The sequence below is a fragment of the Mycobacterium barrassiae genome (assembly GCF_025822765.1).
GTDB lineage: Bacteria > Actinomycetota > Actinomycetes > Mycobacteriales > Mycobacteriaceae > Mycobacterium > Mycobacterium barrassiae.
In genome coordinates, this window is sequence record NZ_JACKUK010000009.1 from 13,385 (window position 1) to 32,800 (window position 19,416).

The window sequence follows — 19,416 nt, forward strand, 5'->3', positions numbered from 1 at the left end:
GCGATTCAACGATTCCGCGCCGAATCCGCACGTTTGCTCAGGATGGATGAGGGGCGCGTCGATTCGACGCTACGAGGCCGCCCGCTCGACCCGGATTGGCACACCGGTCAGCCGCGCCATGCCGGCGAGCCGCTCGATGTCCTCGGGGTTGCTGGACATCAGCTTGTTCACGTTGGCGCCGCCCGCGCGGTTGGCCAGCCGCCAGCCGCCCGTCCCCTTGTGGCCCCAGCCGTGCGGTACCGCCACCACGCCGGCGACGATGTCCTTGGTGACGGTGACGGGCAGCTCGATCTCGCCGTGCTGCGAGGCGATGCGCACCACGTCGCCGTCGACGATGTTCGCCGCGGCCGCATCGTCGACGTGCATGCGCGCATGCTGGGTGCGTTCGCCGCGCATCAGCAGCGGCGCGTTGTGCATCCACGAGTTCTCGGACCGGGCCTCGCGCATGCCGATCAACCGCAGCGGATAACCCTCGGGCGCTTCGCGGTGCGCGAGCTTGTCGACCTCGGCGGCGATGTCGTCATGGCGCAGCCGCACCCGACCGCCGCGATAGACGACGACGTCCTTGAGCACCCCGTCGCGCAGATGCGGCGCCAACACGACACCGTGCGGGTGATCCGCGGTGAGGCGGCCGAAGGACAGCCCACCGCGACGCAGCCCGAACCGGTCCCCTGCCTCGCCGAGCCGGATTACCGCGTCGACCAGTAACCGCGGGCTCAGCCGAACACCGAAGAGTGACAACGCCTTTCGTACAGCAGTCAGCATCGCGAAGCCCGGTGTCCGCCGCCGCAGCCGTGACGTGAGATCGTCGATGATCTCCCACTCGGGACGAGCCTGCCCCACCGGCGCGATGACGGCTTCGGTGGCCTGCCGGAACGGAGTGGGTTGCAGGGTCTGGAACGGCAGCGGAAAGTCGTCGCGCTCGTACATCGACGCCGCGGGCAACACGTAGTCACAGTGCGCCAGCGTCTCGTTGACGTACAGGTCGATGCCGACCATCAACTCCAGGGACTCCAGCGCCGTTTCCAACTCCTCGCCGTTGGGCACCGACAGCACCGGGTTGCCTGCGCTCACAAGTAGCGCCTTGACCTGACCGCTGCCGGGCGTCGTGATCTCCTTGGCCATCACCGCGGCGGGTTCGGATCCGAGCACCGACGGGAAGTCACCGATGCGTGAGCGCCTTCGCGCGTAGGTCGACCGCAGCAGTGCGGCACCCGCTTTGCCCAGCCAACGCTCGCCGGGCAGCCCGAAGCGGCCGAACATGCTGCCGCCCGCCACGTCGAGATTTCCGGCCACCAAGTTGACCGCGTCGAGCAGATAGGTTGTGAGCGTGCCGTTTTCGCCGATGCTGGTGCCGACGCGGCCGTATACCGCGGCGCGTTCGGTGCGGACCAGGTCGCGGGCCAGCGAGCGCACGGTGTCGGGACCGATCCCGGTGCGCGGCGCCGTCGCCTCGGGGCTGAACGGTGCGGCCAGCCGCTCCAGCCAAACGCCGCCATCGGCCTGGCGGGCAAGCCGGGTCCGGTCGACGAGGTTCTCGCCGAACATCACGTTCAGCAGCGACAGCAGCAGGTAGGCGTCGCCGTCGGGCACGATGCCCAGCCATTCGAATGCGGCGGCTGTCTCCGTCTTGCGTGGATCGATGACGAGTACGCGGCCGCCGCGCTTGACGATGTCCTGCATACGGTCCTTGATCCGCGGGACCGTCAGCACACTTCCATGGGACACAACGGGATTGGCGCCGATCACGACGAGCAGATCGGTGCGGAGGACATCGGGCACCGGCAGCGCCAGCGGCGAGCCGTACAGCAGCTGGCTGGCCACGAACCGGTTGTTGACGTCCTGGCTACCTGCGGTGAACACATGGAACTTGGGGCCGAAGCCGAACATCAGCGTGTTCAGGCTGAGCGTGTGGCTGTAGCTGAACGCGCCGGGGTTGCCGTAATACCAGCCGATCGCGCCGGATCCGTGCCTGCGGTGGATGTCGGTCAGCCGGGCGGCGATGTCGGTCATCGCCTCGTCCCAGCCGATCGGTTCGAATCCACCGTCGGCGCTACGACGCAGCGGTTCGGTGACCCTGTCGGGATCGTTGACGATCTCGCTGAACGCGATGCCCTTCTGGCAGGCAAAACCCGCCGAGATCGGGTGATCCTTGTCGGGGCGCAGTGCCGTGAGGCGGCCGTCCTCGACCGTCGCGATCATGCCGCACAGCGGCTCGCAGATCCGGCAGAACGTCGGCTTGTGCTCGCTCGTCATGCCTCTTCGCCTCCGGCTGGGACCGTCATGCGTTAACGGGTTGATCCCCCGCACCAGGTGCAGACAATCAACCCGTTAAACAGCTATCCACGGCGGCGAACCCGGGACGAGATTTACCTCTCGACGGTCGGGATGACGCCGGTCGGGGCGTCCTCGTCGTGGTGGTGCCGCGTCGTGGTGGGCTCGGCGAACTCGCTGGTGTGGTAGCGGTGAGTGCCCTCAAGGTCGTCGCGGATCGCCTCCTGGGCGGCAGGCGGCAGCGTGTGCAGGATCTCGCGCACCCGCGCCTGGCGACGGGCCACGGCCCGACGTTCCGGCATGCCCGGCGTCGCCTGGATCTGCGGCGGCACGCCCTCGATCTCCTCGACACCGCCGTCGTGGTGGCCGGCATCCATCATGGCCTGCTCTTCGGCCATGGTCGACTCGTCCTTCTCCTCCGACATACCGATCGGGCCGATACGGCGGCCGTTGAGGAACTGCTTGACCACCGGCTCATCGCTGGTCAACAACACCTCGCGGGGACCGAACATGACCAGGTGCTTCCGGAAGAGCATGCCCATGTTGTCGGGCACCGTGCGCGCGATGTTGATGTTGTGCGTCACGATCAGGATCGTGCAGTCGATCTGTGCATTGATGTCGATCAGCAGCTGCGACAGGTAGGCCGTACGAACGGGGTCCAGACCGGAGTCCGGCTCATCGCAGAGGATGATCTGCGGGTCGAGCACCAGCGAGCGGGCCAGGCCGGCACGCTTGCGCATACCGCCGGAGATCTCGCCGGGGAACTTGTTCTCGTCACCGCCCAGACCCACGAGGTCGAGCTTCTCCATGACGATGTTTCGGATCTCGCTTTCCTTCTTCTTGGTGTGCTCACGCAAGGGGAAAGCGGTGTTGTCGTAGAGGCTCATCGAGCCGAACAGGGCACCGTCCTGGAACATCACACCGAACAGAGTGCGGATCTCGTAGAGCTCCTTGGCGGTGCACTCGATGATGTTGGTTCCGTCGACGATGATCTTGCCTCGCTCGGGACGCAGCAGGCCGATCAGCGACTTCAGGAAGACCGATTTACCGGTACCGGATGGGCCGAGCAAGACGCTGACCTCGCCTGCCGGAATCTCCAGCGTGACGTCCTCCCAGATTCGCTGGGGCCCGAAGGACTTGGTGAGTCCCTCAACCTGAATGCCAATGCCCACGCGCGCGATCCTTCCGCCAAAAATGTTCGCTGGCCACATGCCTCCCGCCTGTGGCTTGAGTCACTGTAGCGCACGGCCATCGGCGCCACCGGACTAGTGTCAATACAGATATTGACGCTGGTGAAATTTAATTTTCACGTGTCTGTGAGCCGAAACCTCAAAATGCGGCAAAACCCCTTGGTATGGGCGTGTGGGGGACGTGCAAAAGAAAAGCCCCCGGCGAACCGGGGGCTTTTCCGTGATGCTGCGGCTACTTGACGGTGACCGTTGCGCCGGCGGCCTCGAGCTTGGCCTTGGCGTCGTCGGCAGCCTCCTTGGCGACCTTCTCGAGCAGCGGCTTGGGAGCGCCGTCGACGAGGTCCTTGGCCTCCTTGAGGCCCAGGCCGGAGACGATCTCGCGGACAACCTTGATGACGCCGATCTTCTTGTCGCCGGCGCTCTCGAGGATGACGTCGAACTCCGACTGCTCGTCGGCGGCCTCGGCGGGCGCACCGGCAGCGGCCGGGCCTGCGGCCGCGACGGCGACCGGGGCAGCGGCGGTGACCTCGAAGGTCTCCTCGAACTTCTTGACGAACTCAGAGAGCTCGAGCAGCGTCAGTTCCTTGAACGCCTCGAGCAGGTCGTCGGTGGACAGCTTGGCCATGATTGGTCCTTCCTGATTCTTTCTTGTGGGCTAGTGGTGGATTTATTCGGCGGCGTCGTCGGACGGCGCCGGGCTCTCGGATGCGGCTTCGGCGGGTGCCTCGGCTGCCTTCTTCTCTTGCAGTGCCGCGAACAGCCGGGCTGCCTGCGCCTGCTGCGCAGTGAACAGACCGGCGGCCTTCGACAGATTGGCCTTCATCGCGCCGGCCAGCTTGGCCAGCAGAACCTCACGCGACTCCAGATCGGCGATCTGCTCGACCTCGGAGACGCTCAGCGTGCGGCCGTCCATATAGCCGCCCTTGATGACGAGCGCCTTGTTGTCCTTGGCGAACTTCTTGATCGCCTTGGCGGCGTCGACGGCTTCACCCTTGACGAACGCGATCGCAGTGGGCCCGACGAAAAGCTCGTCGAGACCCTCGATGCCCGCCTCCGCCGCGGCACGCTTGACCAGCGTGTTCTTGGCGACCGTGTAGGTGGCGGAATCGCCGAGCGAACGGCGTAGGTCCTTGAGGTTGGCAACCGTCAGCCCGCGGTACTCGGTGACGAGCGTCGCCGTCGAGCCCCTGAACTGTTCGGCGATGTCGGCAACCGCGGTGGCCTTGTCAGCCTTGGCCATGCATGCCTCCTCGTAGATGGGGACCGCGGGGCCGAGAGGAATCACGTCCGGAAATGACAAACGCCCCGACGCAGACAGGTCGGGGCGCGCAATACAGCACTAGCCTCGTCCTCCTGCGTGGGCCGCCGGGCTGTCCCGGACCTTCAACCGATTTCTCGGTGACCAACGGTCTTCGGTAGAACGCCGCCAAGAATAGCCGACCACCCGCCGATCAGCCAAAACGCATGCGATTTCGGCGTGCGCAGTCACGCTGAGCGAGACCCGTCACGCCGAAATCGCCAAGGCCGCGGCGCCGACGAGGCCGGCGTCGCCACCGAGTTCAGCGGGCACGACACGTAGATCGCGGATGAAGTCCAGCCCGGTGTAGGACTCCAGTGCCTCGCGAAGGGGGTCGAACAGCAGGCCCCCGGCCTTGGCGACACCCCCGCCGATGACGACGAGGTCGAGGTCGCAGACCGCACCGACCGACGCGATCATCGCGGCCACCGCCGTCGCGCCCCGCTTGAACGCGCGCAGCGCGATCGCGTCGCCCACCGCCGCGGCGTCGGCCAGCTCCTTGGCGTCGGCGCCCGCGGGCGCCTCCCAGCCCTGCTCCCTCGCCCACTGCGCCATCCGTGGACCGCTGGCGATCGTCTCGACGCATCCGCGGCCGCCGCACGCGCACCGTCGACCGTCGGGGTCGACGACGACGTGGCCGACATGTCCCGCGTTGCCGGTGCGGCCGTCATACGGAGCACCGTCGAGCACCAATCCGCCGCCCACGCCCGTCGACACCACCATCCCGAGCATGAACTCCGCGCCACGCCCGGCGCCGCGCCAGCGCTCCCCCATCGCCATGCAGAGTCCGTCGCCGCCGAGCCGCACCGGCGCACCGGCGATCGCGGACACTCGCTGGACGATCGGGAAGCGGCGCCACTCGGTGATGTTGATCGGGCTGACGGTGCCCGCCAGCAGGTCGATCGGCCCGGCCGACGCGACGCCGACGCCACGCACGGCACCGCCGGCCACCGCGAGCGCCTCGGTGACGAGCGAGTCGACGACCGTCCACACCGCCTCGGCATCCCCGTCGGGTGTGGGCAACTTCGCGTGATGCACCAGTGCACCGTCGTCGTCGACGAGGCCCGCGGCGATCTTGGTGCCGCCGATGTCGATCGCGAGGGTGGGGTCGCTCATCAGTGCCGGTGGGTGTTGTCGGGCTGTCGCGGGTCGCCGGGGTGCTCATAACCGGGCGCGAGTTCGACGAGCGCGGCGCAGCGGGCGTCCAGCCACAGCCGGAACGCGCGACGCCGCGCCGCGGCGCGCAGGTGCTCTGCGACGTCCGCGACGTCGGCGAAGCGCGACGGATTCCGCGCCTGGTACGCCGCGACCGCGTCGTCGGTCGCGTCGACGCCTTCCGTGACGGCCACGAACAGCGTCCGCGCCAACGGATCGGCGAGCACCGACGCCGCGACGCTGCCGATCTCCAGCCGCACGGTCATGTCCGGCAGCAGATCCTCCTCCGACGGCGCGCCGTCGGCGGTCAACCCGCGCGCGTTCGCCTCCGCGGCCACCACACGTTCGGTGACGAGAAGCTGTGTCAGCCAACGCCTCAGCTGCCGCCCCTCGCTGGTGCCGGGACGCGGCAGCGACGATGCCGCCCGCGACCCCCGCAGCTGCGCTTCGCGTGCATCGACCTCCTCGACCGCCACCGGTACCCCGTCGACCATCGCTGCGACGCTCATCGGACCGCCACCTCGACCGCCGACGAATACAGCAACTGCCCGGCGCCGGCGACCCGGATCAGCGCCCACCATCGACCGGGTTCCGCCCAGGCCGGCGGCGCGACGTCGAAGCTGAGTTCGGCCGTGCCACGCGCCGTCAGGTCGACGCCCGTCGCCGCCGGGCCGATCCACTCCCACGTTCCCCACGGGCTGATCAGGTGGGCCTCGACCGCGATGTCGGCATAGGCGTCGGTGGCGACTTTGGCTGTCAGGACGGCGCGTTCGCCCGCCTTGACGTCGACCGGCTGCGGGTCGGCGACGAAGCGCAGCAGGCTGTCGTCGGCGGGCGCGCCCACCGACACGACGCTCACATCCTCGACCACCTGGCGCCACGAAGGCGGCATCGAGACGTGGTGGCCGGTCAGGGCGAGTTCGGCCCGAATCGGATACAGGCCCGGCTGCGCATTCTCCGGCGCATCGAGAAGCACGTCGGTCGCGAGGTGCCCGCCCGGCGGCAGCATGAACGGCAGCTCGGCGGGATCGGCCGTCCAGCCGTCCGGACACAGCAGCCTGACCCTGCCGTGCAGCACCGTGTCGCTGCAGTCGCTGGATACCGTAAGACGCAGCTGTGCTTGCGAGTCCGGCTCAACGGCGACGTGCTGCGGATGCAGGTGCGCGACGGCGGGCAACCCGCCGAGCGGCGCAGGCCCACGGTTGTGCAGCCAGTACCGCGCGTACAGCGGTTGCGCCACCTCGGCGTCGGGCGCCAGCACGGTGTGATCGGCCTCCAGCACCTTGGGCAAGTTCAGCCGGGTCAGCACGGTGGCAATCTCGAATCCGTGCAGGGTGAGGTCGTCCGACGAAAGATGTTGGACCCGAGGCTGTTCGAGGAGGTCGACGCGGACGGCCGCCGTCACCCGACGTAGACCCGACCGAACCTCTACATCCGTTGCGGCACCCGAGGTTTCGATCAGGCGGACCGCGACCCCGTCGACGGGGTGGACGTGCCGGGCGCTACCGCCCGCCAGCGGGTTGCCCGCCGCCTTCAGCGCCCCGAGTTGGACGGTGCCCGCCGGCTCGATCTCCAGTAGCGATCCCCACGGGGGTAAACCACCTGCGGCGCCGGTGTTCTCGATGACGGCGTGCAGCGGACGGGAGAACTCGGCGCTGCGGGCCGGGATCGCTGCCTGACGCCAGTCCCCGTCGCCGGAGACCACCGCGTACTCGAAGGTGTGCGTCCAGTGCTGCAGCTGGAAGTTCGATCCGTCGGGTGCGGTGCGTCGGGGCGGGTCGATCCAGGTTCCTGACGGCCAACCGGTGCACGAACGCATCAGCGACGTGTGCAGGGTGCCGTCCGAATCGACAGCGAATCCGGGCATTCCGCGGTTGAGCACCGCCACTGTGCGTGACTCGAAGGGGTCAAGTACCGCAGGCGCCGTCTGGTCGACGACGATCTCGAAGTCGGAGAGGTCCTCGACCAGGGTGTCGACCGCGGCCTCGAGGTTCGAACCCGCCACAATGAGTACCGGCAGCGCACGCACCGAGCGTAGATCCGCACCCGGCACCCACTCGTCGACCAGCGGGGCGCCTGCAGGCACCCAAACCCTGGCCTGTCCTGTCGCCCTGAGCTGACCCTCGAGTTCCTCGGCGTAGATCGGATCGGCCGCTGCCAAAACCGCTGCGGCGAACGGATTCTGGCCGGGTCCACCGATGGCGATCCGCGCATCGGGAAGGTTGGAGTCGACGTCGAGATCGCCGTAACGCGGGTGGTCGGCGTCACTGCAGGTGGCGGTGACGCCCGCACGGACGAGCGCGACCATCAGCGCGCGGGCCATCGGGGTAGACGCCGCGCCCGCCGGTGTCACCACCTCGGCCACGGATATCGCACGCAGTCCGGCTTCCAGCCGCACCCGGGCCGCCGACGACAAGCCGAACCAGCCGTAGGCGGGGTTGTCCAGCGTCCACGGGTGCGTGGCCGAGTCGACGGCCGACTGCTCACCCTTCTCGTGCAGCAGCCCGAATCCGCGGCCGATCACCGCATCGCCGACCTCGCTGACGGGCAGTGCCCCGGGGACCGGGCAGGGCCAGCGCAACCGCAGCAGGCGGTCCGCGCCGGTGAACTCGTCGACGGTGGTCCAGCAGTCGACCCGCGCCACGTCATGCCATAGCGTCAGAGTCTGCGTGTAACGCAACAGATCTCCGATGCGACCACGGATCACCAACCGCTCCCCCAGCGGCCCGCGATACGCCTGGACCTCGGCCACTCCCGCCGATGAGCAGACGACCGGACCCTTCGGCAGCAGATGCCAAGGCCCTTCGCCTGCCTGCGGGTGCGCGGGGTACTCGTCGTACACCGCGAGCTCGTTGCCGACCCTGCCGGCGGCGATCAACTCGCGATCCGACGCCGCCTCGACCAGCGACACCACCCCACCGCCGCGCGCAGGGTCCACCCGCAGCCGGTAGTGGCTGTTGCCGATCTCGTTCCCGTCCAACGGCTTCCAGTTGTCGGCTGATGCGGCGGGTTCAAGACGATACGACTGCCAACCCAACGACGGCACCTCGCGCGCCAGCCAGCTGACCGACCGCCCGCCGTGCTCGACATGCGCCGGTATCTCGGTGCCGTCGGAGTCGAACACCCGGACACCCGGGCCGACGGGCCTTTCGAATCTGGCCGTCACGACATCACTGCGTTTGTGCGCCAGCGCATTCCAGACGACGACGTCCCCGTCGACCGCCTGCGACAACAGCGTCAACGCGTTGTCGCGTGCCGTCGTACCGAGTTCCCACGCGTCGCGCCACCCCGTCAGCAGGTCGAGGTAGACCTGGTCGGATTCCGAGCCGGTGATCGCATCGTGGTGCGCACCGTAGACGAGTTGCACCCAGGCTTTGGCCAGCGCGGCTTGCGGATAGGTCGCGCCGCCGAGCAGACCCGCGAACACCGCGAACTTCTCGGCGTCGAGCACGGCGTCCTCCGTCGCCCGGTTCGCCTGCTTGGTGTCGATGTAGGACACGTGGCACCCGGTGTAGATCGGGTTCATGTCGCGGGTCTGCGGCGAGGCCTCGACACCGCGCTCGGTGAGCTCGGCGCGCACCGCGGCGAAGAACTCTCTTGGCAACGCGCACACGAACTTCGGCCACGTGTAGCGCTCGTTCCAGTCTCGATGGATCTCCGTGACCCACTTGTTCGGCGGCGTGTAGTCCGTGCCGACCGGCAACAGCACGTTGCGCGTCAACGCCACCTTCTTCAGCGACGCGAACAACTCGTACGTCGCGGCCTCGGCCTCTTCGAGTGTCGCCGCCGAGTCCATCCACCAGCCGGCCGCGTAATGCGCTGGCATGTAATGGGTCAGCAGACCGCGACCGGACGGCGCGATCCACTCGAACTCGCTGCTGAACTGCATACGCTCGGGATCGCCGCCGCCGGCCATCGGACCCCACTGGTGATGCGGCCCCCGCGCCCACGAACTGGACGTCAACCCCGCGTCGGCTGCCATGCCGGGGAACTGGGGGTCGTGCCCGAACGCATCGAGTTGCCACGCGGTGGCCGGGTCGGCTCCGAGGATGCCGCGCTGAAACCCTATGCCGTGCACGAAGTTCCGGATCGTGGTTTCGGGGCTGGTGAGGTTGGTGTTGGGTTCGTTGTAGGTGCCGCCCATGATCTCGACTCGGCCCTCGGCGATGAACCTGCGCAGGTCGGCGCGTTCCTCGGGATGGGTGTCCCAGAACGGCTTGAGGTAGTCGACCTCGGCCAGCACGAACTTGTACTCGGGTTCGCGCCGCGCCATTTCGAGGTGAGCCCGTACCAAGTCGAAGCCGTTGGTCTGCCTACAGCGCCCGGGTGGGTCCTCGGTCCACAGACTCGTGTACGCCCCTTGGGTGTTCCACCACACCGGGTCGTAGTGAAAGTGGCTGATCATGTACATGGTCCAGCCTGGTTCGGCGACGGTGAACTCGAACGGCGTGATGCTGTCCCCGGCGATCACCCTCGCGTCGCGAACCTGGCCGGGGATCGGATCGGTCACCACGACAGGCACCTCGATGCTGCCGTCGCCGGGGTCGGCCTTGGCGCGCCCGGTCAGGCGGTCACCTTCGATGCGCACGCTCCCGGCGCCGTCGGTGTAGGTGACCCGCACCAACTGCTGTGGCGCCTGCGACGGCCCGGTGAAAAGTTGCGTCGCCTCCGCGGAGATCACGTGCACGCCAAAACCCTACGGCGTCAGGCCCTCGAAATGTCGATGACAAGGGCTCGGTGATCCGAGATCGCGAGCCTCGGCGCGCAGCAATTGGTGGCGAGCAGTCCGTCGTCGTCGGTCAGGATGTGGTCGAGCTGCGTCTCGGGTCCGTCGGCGGGAAACGTCGACGCCTGGCCGAGCGACCGCAGTCCACTCAGGCGACCCACTCGCGACGGCGCCATGTTCAGATCACCCATCAGCACGTGCGGACCGGGAAATCCGCGCAGATCCCGCATGAGCATCCGCAGTTGCCTGCGATTCCACCCGGGCACGAACGACAGATGCGTGTTGGCGACGGTCAGCGGCCCCACCGGGGTCTGCAGTCGCGCGATCGCCGCCGCCCGCGGTTCTTCGTTGACGATCTGCACGCGGTTGGGGCCACGCAGGTACATCGGAAACCTGATCGGGACGCGCGGCAGCCGCACCACCTGCCAGTCGTCGGCCGGGTATCGCGACAGCAGGGCGATGCCGTAGGCCGCGGTGCCAGGCTGTTCGCGCCCGGTTGCGGCCATCCACGTCGCACCGGGCGTGCCCGCGATCGCGGCCACGAACCGATGGCTCACCGCGTCCATCGCAAGCGCGGCAGCCGCGGTCAGATCGGCCATCCCGGAGCGCGGTTGGTCGAGGTCGACCTCCTGCAGCGCGAGGATGTCGGGGTCGAGTTTCCGTATCGCGTCGATGAGTCGGTCCCGGTGCACAACACCGTCATGCACGCTGCGACCGTGCAGGATGTTGAAAGTGGCCATCCGCATGGGTACTCACATACCCGCAATGGCCATCGGCCCATCAGGAGACATGTGCCCGCACGCAACGACGATCTGCGCGACGCGCTCAAACGTGCCGCGTCGGCCATGCGTGCGCATGGTCCGGAGTTCGCGCTGGCCGGCGGCTATGCGCTGTGGGTCTTCGGCGGTCCCGAACCCGTTCACGACGTGGACTTCGTCGTCGCGGAAGCCGATACGGAGAAGGCGGTGGCCACTCTGGAGGGCGCCGGCTTCAACATCGAGCGCACGCCGGAGGACTGGCTGTTCAAGGCCTGTGTCGGCGACGATTTCGTCATCGATGTGCTGCACCGGCTGAACGGTGTGCCGGTCGACGCGGGCACGGTGCTGTCGACCGAGGAGTTCGACGTGCTCGCGGTGCGGATGCGGGTGCTGCGGCCGACACACGTCATGACCGAGAAGCTCAACGCGCTGAACGAGCACAACTGCGATTTCGCGTCGCTGGTGCCGGGCGCCCGCGCGGTGCGCGAGCAACTCGACTGGGACCACCTACGAACCGCGACGAAGGACAACGACTTCGCGGCCGCGTTCCTGTTTCTCGCGGACCGGCTCGGACTCACTTCTTGACGGTCGCGCGGCGAAGCCGGTCAGCGACGGCGTCGACGGCTCGCGCGACCTCGGGTGGTTCGAGTACTTCGAAGTCGTAGCCGACGGTCGCGAAGTAGAACACCATCCGCTCGGGGTCGTCGGCGCCCGCGGTGACGACGCAGGCGTCGGGACCGTCGGACTCGATCGTCACCGAGGCAGGTGAAAAGTGTTGCGCGAGAGCCTGTTCGGATGCATGGTAGCGCACCCGCGCCACATAGCGGTATGGCGAGCTGCTGATCGACCGTTGCACGTAAGTCGCCGCGTCGGGGGCGTCGCGCTTGATGAAGGTGCTGCCGAGCGTTGTCACGTCGGACATCCGGTCCAGCCGCAGGCTGCGCCAGTCCTGCTTGTCGCGGTCGTAGGCCAACAGGTACCAGCGCCTGCCGGTCGTCACCAGCTGATACGGCTCGAGCCGCCGCTGTGTGGCATTGCCGCGGATGTCGACGTAGCCTAGGTTCACGTGCTCGCGGTCGCGGCAGGCACGCGCCAGCGTCATCAGGACGTCGGGTTCGACGGTCTCGGCCGACGACGGCGACGTCAGCGTGACGGTCGCGTCGTGCACCGCCGCCACCTGCGACCGCAGCCGCGACGGCATCACCTGATCGAGCTTGCTCAGCGCCCGAAGCGCCGACTCGCCGATGCCGGCGACGGTGCCGCCCGCCGCGAGCCGAAGACTCACGGCGATCGCGACGGCCTCGTCCGGGTCGAGCAGCAAGGGAGGTAGCGCCGCGCCCGCGCCGAGCTGATATCCGCCGCCGTGGCCCTTGCTGGCATGCACGGGATAGCCGAGGTCACGCAGCCGGTCGACGTCGCGGCGGACGCTGCGGGTCGTCACGCCGAGGCGCTCGGCCAGCTCCTCACCGGTCCACACCCGGCGCGACTGCAGCAACCCGAGCAGCTGCAGGACCCGGCTGGTCGTCTCTGCCATCCTTCGACCCTGTCTCAGTTATAGGACCGAAACTGTCCTATATTCGATTGAGGGTAGTCCTATGGACATGACAAGGACGACCTTCACCAGCCAGCTGGTCGACCAACTCGACTTCCACTGGACGCACGCCCTGCGGCCGCGGCTCGAGGGCCTGACCGACGACGAGTACTTCTGGCAGCCGGTTGAAGGCTGTTGGACGGTGCACCGCGACGGCGGCATCGACTTCGCGTACCCGCCGCCCGAACCCGCACCGTTCACGACGATCGCGTGGCGGCTCGCGCACGTGATCGTCGGCGTCTTCGCGATGCGCAATCACAGCCACTTCCGGGCCCCGGAAGCCAGCTATGAGACCTGGCCGTACGCGAGGGGCGCCGCGACGGCGCTGCGTCAGCTCGACGAGCAGTACCGTACGTGGATCGACGGTGTGCGTGGAATCTCCGACGACGATTTGTGGCGGCCGTGTGGGCCGGCGGAGGGGCCGTATGCCGACTATCCGATGGCCACGCTTGTGCTGCACATCAACCGCGAGGTCATCCATCACGGCGCCGAAATCGCCTGCATCCGAGACCTTTACGTCCACACCAAGAAGGGAAACTGAGTATGCCCGCAATGCCCCCACCGATTGCCGATGAGCGAGCAGGACTGCGCGAGTATGTCGCCGCGCAGCAGCATGCGTTTCACGCGGTGGCGTTCGGCCTGACCGACGAGCAGGCGAGGTCGACGCCGACGGTCAGCGCGCTGTCGATCGGCGGGCTGATCAAACACGTCACCGGTTGCCAGCGCGGGTGGATGGAACGGGTGGCCGCCGCACCGGAGGTGACCGAAAGCGACAAGCGGCCGATGGAGGACCAGGCGTCCAACTACCAGGACGAGTTCGTGATGCGCGACGACGAGACACTCGCAGACATCCTCGCCAGGTTCGACGAGCAGAACGCCGAGACGATCCGGCTGATCGAGACCGTCGATCTGAGCGCCGCAGTGCCGATTCCGCAGCATGTGCCGTGGTTCCCGAAAGATGTCCCGGCCTGGTCGGTGCGGTGGGTCCTCTTCCACATGATCGAAGAGTTGGCCCGGCACGCGGGACACGCCGACATCATTCGCGAAAGCATTGACGGCGCAACGCTTTACGAATTGTTGGCCGGGTTGGAGGACTGGGAGCCCACACCGTGGCTGACGCCGTGGGGCAAGGAGCCGGTAAACAGGTAGGTATGGAGACGCGCAGCGGGACGGCGGTCTGCGGGGAAGTCGAGCTCTACTACGAGGATCTCGGCGACCCCGAGGCCCCGCCCGTACTGCTGATCATGGGCGTAGGCGCCCAGCTGCCGATGTGGCCGGACGGGTTCTGCGAGCGGCTCGTCAAGCAGGGTTATCGGGTGATCCGTTACGACCATCGCGACGTCGGGCTCTCCACGAAGATGGCCGGCCACCGCGCGGACGGCTCGGTGTATCGGCGGGTCGCGCGTTATGCAATGGGGCGGTCCAGCACGGTCCCGTACACGTTGGTCGATATGGCCGACGACGCGGCGGCCCTGCTGGACTATCTGCGGATCGATCGCGCGCATGTGGTCGGGGCCTCGATGGGCGGGATGATCGCCCAGGTGCTGGCGGGTAACCATCCCTCGCGGGTGCATTCACTCGGGATTCTCATGTCGAGTTCGGGCAAGGCGTTCTCGGCGCTGCCGCGGTGGCGGGTGATCCGGTTGGCGTTCGGCGGCCCTGGCAAGGACGCGCCGTGGGAGGAACGGCTGGCGTCGGAGGTCCGCAACATCTCGATCATCAACGGCCCGAATTTCCTACCGCCCGTTGAACAATTGCGGCGACGCGTCGAGGAGTTACGGGCCCGCAGCGACTACCCGCAGGGCATGCTGCGCCAGTTCGACGCGATCCTGGGCACCGGCAGCCTGGTGCGCTACACGCGCAGCATCGTGGCGCCGACGGTGGTGATCCACGGCTCGGAGGATCCGATGGTGCGACCACGCAATGGGCGCAACCTGGCCCGGGTGATCGACGGGGCCCGCTACGTGGTCGTCGATGGTATGGGACACGACCTGCCCGAACCGGTTTGGCGTCCGGTCATCGAAACGCTGACGGAGAATTTCACTGCCGCTTCGTAGTCGTAAACGTCACGTGAGCGTGGAATCCCAGTATTCATCGTGACTGCGGCCGATCCTTCGACCCGCGTCTTCTCGGAGCTCCAATGCTCGTTTGTGGATGTAGTACTCGGTAGAACGTGGCATCTGCCCAGGCCCGTATTCGCCACGCCGGAGACGACGGACCCGACCTCGGCGCATTTCCCAGCGCAGCGCATCGGACACTGTCTTCGATGGACGGCCCGGGATGATGAAGCCTTGGTAGTAAAGCAGTTCGAGTATCTCGAACATGGTGGCCTTGCCGTGGACAGCGAGGTTCGTCGTGACCATGTGACGGAGTTCGGTGCCCCGGAGGACTTTCCGCGAGTTCGCCATAACCATGTGGCGACAGTGGCATTCGGCTCCGACATCGCCGCGCCCTATATCCGCACCGAAGCGGCGTCTGTGGATGTATGCCTGATTGGGGAAGACGGTTGGGGAAGACGGCGTCCTCTCGGGCCCGTTCGACTCCAGACCTCTGGGACCAATATGCCTTCGTGCCAGCCTCGTAGCGACTTTGTCGCTCAACTACTACGGGCCAACCAAACGTCAGCGACTTTGTCGCTACGAGGCTGGCACAACGACATATTTCCCGGAGAGGGCTTGGGTCACCTGCGGTACGGAGCGCCATGGACAGCACCGCGCGTCGCACCACACCAATTACCAGCGGCCAGCTCGCTCACTCCAGCTCAGCGAGCGCCTTGCGTGCGGCTTCCAATTCGGCCTCCAGCGCGGCGACCTTGGCGGCCTGCTGTGTGCGCGCCTCCTCGATCAGCTCGTCGATCGGGGCGGAGAGGTCCTCGTGCAGTTCCTTCGCGGCGCGCGAGACCGCAGCGGCTGCGACGGCTAGATTGCGTGCCCGATAGGTGGTGCCCTGCTTCAACTCGGCGCGCCATTCGCCGTCGGCCGTGCCCGTGACCGTAAGCGTCAGCTCGAGCGTCTTCGACTTCTTGCTTGCCGGCTTCTTCGCCGGAGTCTTCTTGGGCTTGTCCTCGACGGGCTCCGCGGCCTCCTCGGCGACGGACGGAACCACCGCATCCGGCGTGTCGTAGTAGACGGACTGCGCTTCGGGTGCCAAGGTATCTAGGGTCATAGCCTCATTAGAACACATGTTCGACTGTCGAAGTCAACACGTTCCGCTGAAAGTCATGAAAAGTACTCGCGCGGTTGCGCTTTCGCTCAGCGCAGAACCGTCTGCACCGCGTACTCGACGACCGCATCGAGATCGTCGCCGAGATTTCCCGCCAGCCACTGCTGGGCCAGCTCGGCCATCGCGCCGGTGTACAACGCTGCACCGACTTGCGCCGCAACAGGATCCGAGCCCGGGTTCAGCCGCCAACCTTCTGTCAGCACGCCTTCGCGAAGCAGATCCTGGGTCGCCGTCCGACGCGCCGCGAGCACCGGATTGGCGCGCGCATCGGTGAAGAGGATGCGACCGCGTCGCGGATCAGCCGAGCTGAAACCCAGCACCGCGGCGATCCCGGCGCGCGTTCGATCGCGAAGCGAATCGCCCGACGCAGCGATCGCCGCCTCCACCTCAGCCCCGAGCTGCGCACTGACCTGGTCGTAGACCGCACCCAGCAGATCGTCGGTGTCGGCGAAGCTCTCGTAGAAGTAGCGGGTGTTCAATCCGCACTCGCGACACACCGACCGCACCGCCACGGCAGCCTCACCACCCTCGCCGAACAGGCGGAACGCGGCGTCGATCAGCTGCGCGCGCCGCTCGGCACGCCGGTCGGTCAACGGCACGCCGGCCCATCGGGTCGGACTGGACATCACCACAGCGTAAGCCCGACTCACCACATCTGGTCACAGGCGTATCCAAATAGTATTCTGGTCACAGCTGTGACCAGACTCCAGGAGGGGGCCGCCGTGTACCTGCCGCACCAGATGGTCGGGCAGTTCGTCAACCAGCGCTTCGACCAGGCCGTTCGGAAGCACTTCTTCCGAGGCATGGAGTTCGCGGCACCCGTCGCCGACCCCGGATGGTTCGGGCCCGGCAGCGCCGTCTGGCATGTGCATTCACACATGCACGCGCTGATCTTCGGGCTGCAGTGCGCCGCCTACATGGAACGACTGGATCCGTCGATCTACTGGATGGGCATGCATCATTCGCGGCTCGTCAAACGCGACCAGGACGGCACGGCCGTTCCGGTGATCGATCCCAAGGGCGCAGCGGTGCGGCTCGGTCACTCCGTCGCGTTCTTCATCGGGACCGCCTACGGCTCGACTGAGACGGCCGAGCGACTCGCCCAGTCGGTTCGCGCAATGCACCACACCATCAAAGGGGTCCGACCCGACGGCGCTCGGTACGACGCCGACGATCCCGATTGGCTGCGCTGGAACTACGCGACCGTCGTCTGGGGCATCGCCACCGCGCACGAGCTATACCATCCGAACCCGCTGCGCGGCAAGAAGATCGACGACTACTACGGCGAGTTCGTCCGCGTCGGACACGCGCTCGGCGGAACCGACCTGCCCGCCACCAAGGCCGACACTCTCGAGTGCCTGAAGTCGTACCTGCCCCGTCTCGCCGTCACGCACGGCATGGCGATGTCCACCGGACACAACCTGCCCATGCTGCACAGCGCCATCGACTGGGCGGTCCGCGACACGATGCCGAAATGGGCCAAGGAACTGGTCGCCCATCGCGACCCCAACATCCTCGAACGCACGGCCAGGCGTGCCGCGGTCTGGAGCGTCATCAACAGCCTCGAACTCGCGGCGGGCACAGCACCCGAATTCCGGCAGGCACAGGCCAGGGTCAAAGCGGGAACCACGGTGTCGCACACCTTGCCGACGTACGCGCTCGGCGACGATCCGGTGCGTAGCCGCGACGAGGTCGAGCTGAGCTTCCGATGACGCGCACGGGCCGCCGAGTGCACGCTTGTTTGCGGTGGTCCTCGACGTTTACGTACAACAAAGGTGCACTCGGCGCCAACCGTTCGGCGTGTGACACGGCACACGTTTTCCCGGCTCATGGCCGTTTTTGAGACACTGGCCCCTATGAGTACGACTAAATCCCGCGAGGGGGCCAAGCTGGATCGGGTTCCGCTCCCGGTCGAGGCCGCCCGCATCGGCGCGACGGGTTGGCAGATAACCCGCACCGGCGCGCGAGTCGTCACCAAGCTCGCCGGAAAGGGTTCTCTGCAGCAGAAGATCCTCAAGCAGATCCCCCAGACGTTCGCCGACCTCGGACCCACCTACGTCAAATTCGGACAGATCATCGCGTCGAGCCCCGGCGCGTTCGGCGAGCAGCTGAGCCGCGAATTCCGCAGCCTGCTCGACGCCGTCCCGCCCGCCGATGAAGACGAAGTCCACAAGCTTTTCAAGGAGGAGCTGGGCGACGACCCGTCCAACCTGTTCGCCTCCTTCGACGAAAAGCCCTTCGCCTCGGCCTCGATCGCGCAGGTGCACTACGCGACGCTGCACAGCGGCGAGGAGGTCGTCGTCAAGATCCAGCGGCCCGGGATCCGTCGCCGCGTCGCCGCCGACTTGCAGATCCTGAAACGTGGTGCGCGCCTGGTGGAGTTCGCCAAGCTCGGCCAGCGATTGTCGGCGCAGGACGTCGTCGCGGACTTCGCCGACAACCTCGCCGAGGAGCTGGACTTCCGGCTCGAGGCGCAGTCGATGGACGCGTGGGTGTCGCACATGCACGCGTCGCCGTTGGGCAAGAACATTCGGGTGCCGCAGGTCTATTGGGATCTCACCTCGGAGCGGGTGCTCACCATGGAGCGTGTCAGCGGCGTCCGTATCGATGACGTCGCGGCGATCCGCAAGGCGGGCTTCGACGGCACCGAACTCGTAAAGGCGTTACTGTTCAGCGTTTTCGAGGGCGGACTACGACACGGCCTGTTCCACGGCGACCTGCACGCCGGCAATCTTTTCGTCGACCCAGACGGCAAGATCGTGTTCCTCGACTTCGGCATCATGGGTCGCATCGACCCGCGCACGCGCTGGCTGCTGCGCGAGTTGGTGTACGCGCTGCTGGTGAAGAAAGACCACGCCGCGGCGGGCAAGATCGTCGTGCTGATGGGCGCCGTCGGCACCATGAAACCCGAAGCCCAGGCCGCCAAGGATCTGGAGAAGTTCGCCACGCCATTGACCATGTCGTCGTTGGGCGACATGAGTTATGCCGAAATCGGAAAACAACTTTCGGTGCTGGCCGACGCCTACGACGTCAAGCTGCCGCGCGAGCTGGTGCTGATCGGCAAGCAGTTCCTCTACGTCGAGCGGTACATGAAGCTGCTCGCGCCGAAGTGGCAGATGATGTCCGACCCGCAGCTGACGGGCTACTTCGCCAACTTCATGGTCGAGGTCAGCAGGGAGCACACCGAAGAAGTCGAGGCCTGA

Annotated in this window: 18 protein-coding genes; 6 read left to right on the forward strand and 12 right to left on the reverse strand. The window is 67.0% G+C overall.

Features of this window, described 5'->3' with window-relative positions:
* Window positions 1-69: 69 nt before the first annotated feature.
* From H7J93_RS00835 to H7J93_RS00870, 8 genes are all read right to left on the reverse strand, one after another.
* A complete protein-coding gene (locus H7J93_RS00835) occupies window positions 70-2,256 on the reverse strand; it encodes a molybdopterin-containing oxidoreductase family protein (protein WP_267304405.1) in 2,187 nt (728 codons plus the stop codon).
* A gap of 113 nt (window positions 2,257-2,369) precedes the next feature.
* Window positions 2,370-3,446, reverse strand: coding sequence for an ABC transporter ATP-binding protein (locus H7J93_RS00840; RefSeq protein WP_267304406.1), 1,077 nt, complete (start codon window positions 3,444-3,446; stop codon window positions 2,370-2,372).
* A 250-nt stretch (window positions 3,447-3,696) separates the two neighbouring features.
* Window positions 3,697-4,089: a 50S ribosomal protein L7/L12 gene (gene rplL / locus H7J93_RS00845; protein ID WP_267304407.1), complete on the reverse strand. Its 393-nt coding sequence runs from the start codon at window positions 4,087-4,089 to the stop codon at window positions 3,697-3,699.
* Between the two features lie 42 nt (window positions 4,090-4,131).
* On the reverse strand, window positions 4,132-4,704 hold the full coding sequence (gene rplJ / locus H7J93_RS00850) for a 50S ribosomal protein L10 (protein WP_267304408.1): 573 nt from the start codon (window positions 4,702-4,704) through the stop codon (window positions 4,132-4,134).
* Between the two features lie 264 nt (window positions 4,705-4,968).
* Complete coding sequence (locus H7J93_RS00855; RefSeq protein ID WP_267304409.1) at window positions 4,969-5,877, reverse strand: ROK family protein; 909 nt, start codon at window positions 5,875-5,877, stop codon at window positions 4,969-4,971.
* Window positions 5,877-6,425 (reverse strand): DUF7158 domain-containing protein, encoded by a 549-nt coding sequence (locus H7J93_RS00860; RefSeq protein WP_267304410.1) that lies wholly within the window; start codon window positions 6,423-6,425, stop codon window positions 5,877-5,879. The genes H7J93_RS00855 and H7J93_RS00860 overlap by 1 nt, the downstream gene beginning before the upstream one ends.
* The gene (locus H7J93_RS00865) at window positions 6,422-10,603 is read right to left on the reverse strand and encodes a glycoside hydrolase family 38 N-terminal domain-containing protein (RefSeq protein ID WP_267304411.1); all 4,182 of its coding nucleotides are present in this window, start codon (window positions 10,601-10,603) and stop codon (window positions 6,422-6,424) included. The genes H7J93_RS00860 and H7J93_RS00865 overlap by 4 nt, the downstream gene beginning before the upstream one ends.
* 17 nt (window positions 10,604-10,620) lie before the next feature.
* Window positions 10,621-11,388 (reverse strand): endonuclease/exonuclease/phosphatase family protein, encoded by a 768-nt coding sequence (locus H7J93_RS00870; protein ID WP_267304412.1) that lies wholly within the window; start codon window positions 11,386-11,388, stop codon window positions 10,621-10,623.
* A gap of 45 nt (window positions 11,389-11,433) precedes the next feature.
* Here H7J93_RS00870 and H7J93_RS00875 point away from each other — a divergent pair, with 45 nt between their 5' ends.
* Window positions 11,434-11,985: a nucleotidyltransferase family protein gene (locus H7J93_RS00875; RefSeq protein ID WP_267304413.1), complete on the forward strand. Its 552-nt coding sequence runs from the start codon at window positions 11,434-11,436 to the stop codon at window positions 11,983-11,985.
* On the opposite strand, the gene H7J93_RS00880 is transcribed toward H7J93_RS00875, so the two are convergent.
* Entirely contained in the window at window positions 11,975-12,934 is a 960-nt protein-coding gene (locus tag H7J93_RS00880) for a helix-turn-helix transcriptional regulator (RefSeq protein ID WP_267304414.1), read from the reverse strand. The genes H7J93_RS00875 and H7J93_RS00880 overlap by 11 nt on opposite strands.
* A 67-nt stretch (window positions 12,935-13,001) precedes the next feature.
* Here H7J93_RS00880 and H7J93_RS00885 point away from each other — a divergent pair, with 67 nt between their 5' ends.
* Genes H7J93_RS00885 through H7J93_RS00895 form a run of 3 tightly spaced genes read left to right on the forward strand, consistent with a single transcriptional unit; the run spans window position 13,002 to window position 15,048 of the window.
* Window positions 13,002-13,532: a DinB family protein gene (locus tag H7J93_RS00885; protein ID WP_372507748.1), complete on the forward strand. Its 531-nt coding sequence runs from the start codon at window positions 13,002-13,004 to the stop codon at window positions 13,530-13,532.
* Window positions 13,533-13,534: 2 nt separating this feature from the next.
* Entirely contained in the window at window positions 13,535-14,140 is a 606-nt protein-coding gene (locus H7J93_RS00890) for a DinB family protein (protein ID WP_267304416.1), read from the forward strand.
* 2 nt (window positions 14,141-14,142) lie between these two features.
* On the forward strand, window positions 14,143-15,048 hold the full coding sequence (locus H7J93_RS00895; RefSeq protein WP_267304417.1) for an alpha/beta fold hydrolase: 906 nt from the start codon (window positions 14,143-14,145) through the stop codon (window positions 15,046-15,048).
* Window positions 15,049-15,057: 9 nt separating this feature from the next.
* Here the strand turns inward: H7J93_RS00895 and H7J93_RS00900 are convergent, their stop codons facing one another.
* From H7J93_RS00900 to H7J93_RS00910, 3 genes are all read right to left on the reverse strand, one after another.
* On the reverse strand, window positions 15,058-15,354 hold the full coding sequence (locus H7J93_RS00900; protein ID WP_372507749.1) for a hypothetical protein: 297 nt from the start codon (window positions 15,352-15,354) through the stop codon (window positions 15,058-15,060).
* Window positions 15,355-15,742: 388 nt separating this feature from the next.
* Entirely contained in the window at window positions 15,743-16,156 is a 414-nt protein-coding gene (locus H7J93_RS00905) for a DUF6319 family protein (RefSeq protein ID WP_267304418.1), read from the reverse strand.
* Window positions 16,157-16,242: 86 nt separating this feature from the next.
* Entirely contained in the window at window positions 16,243-16,839 is a 597-nt protein-coding gene (locus H7J93_RS00910; RefSeq protein WP_267304419.1) for a TetR/AcrR family transcriptional regulator, read from the reverse strand.
* A gap of 96 nt (window positions 16,840-16,935) precedes the next feature.
* Here H7J93_RS00910 and H7J93_RS00915 point away from each other — a divergent pair, with 96 nt between their 5' ends.
* On the forward strand, window positions 16,936-17,925 hold the full coding sequence (locus H7J93_RS00915) for an oxygenase MpaB family protein (RefSeq protein WP_267304675.1): 990 nt from the start codon (window positions 16,936-16,938) through the stop codon (window positions 17,923-17,925).
* A gap of 144 nt (window positions 17,926-18,069) precedes the next feature.
* The gene (locus tag H7J93_RS00920; protein WP_267304420.1) at window positions 18,070-19,416 is read left to right on the forward strand and encodes an ABC1 kinase family protein; all 1,347 of its coding nucleotides are present in this window, start codon (window positions 18,070-18,072) and stop codon (window positions 19,414-19,416) included.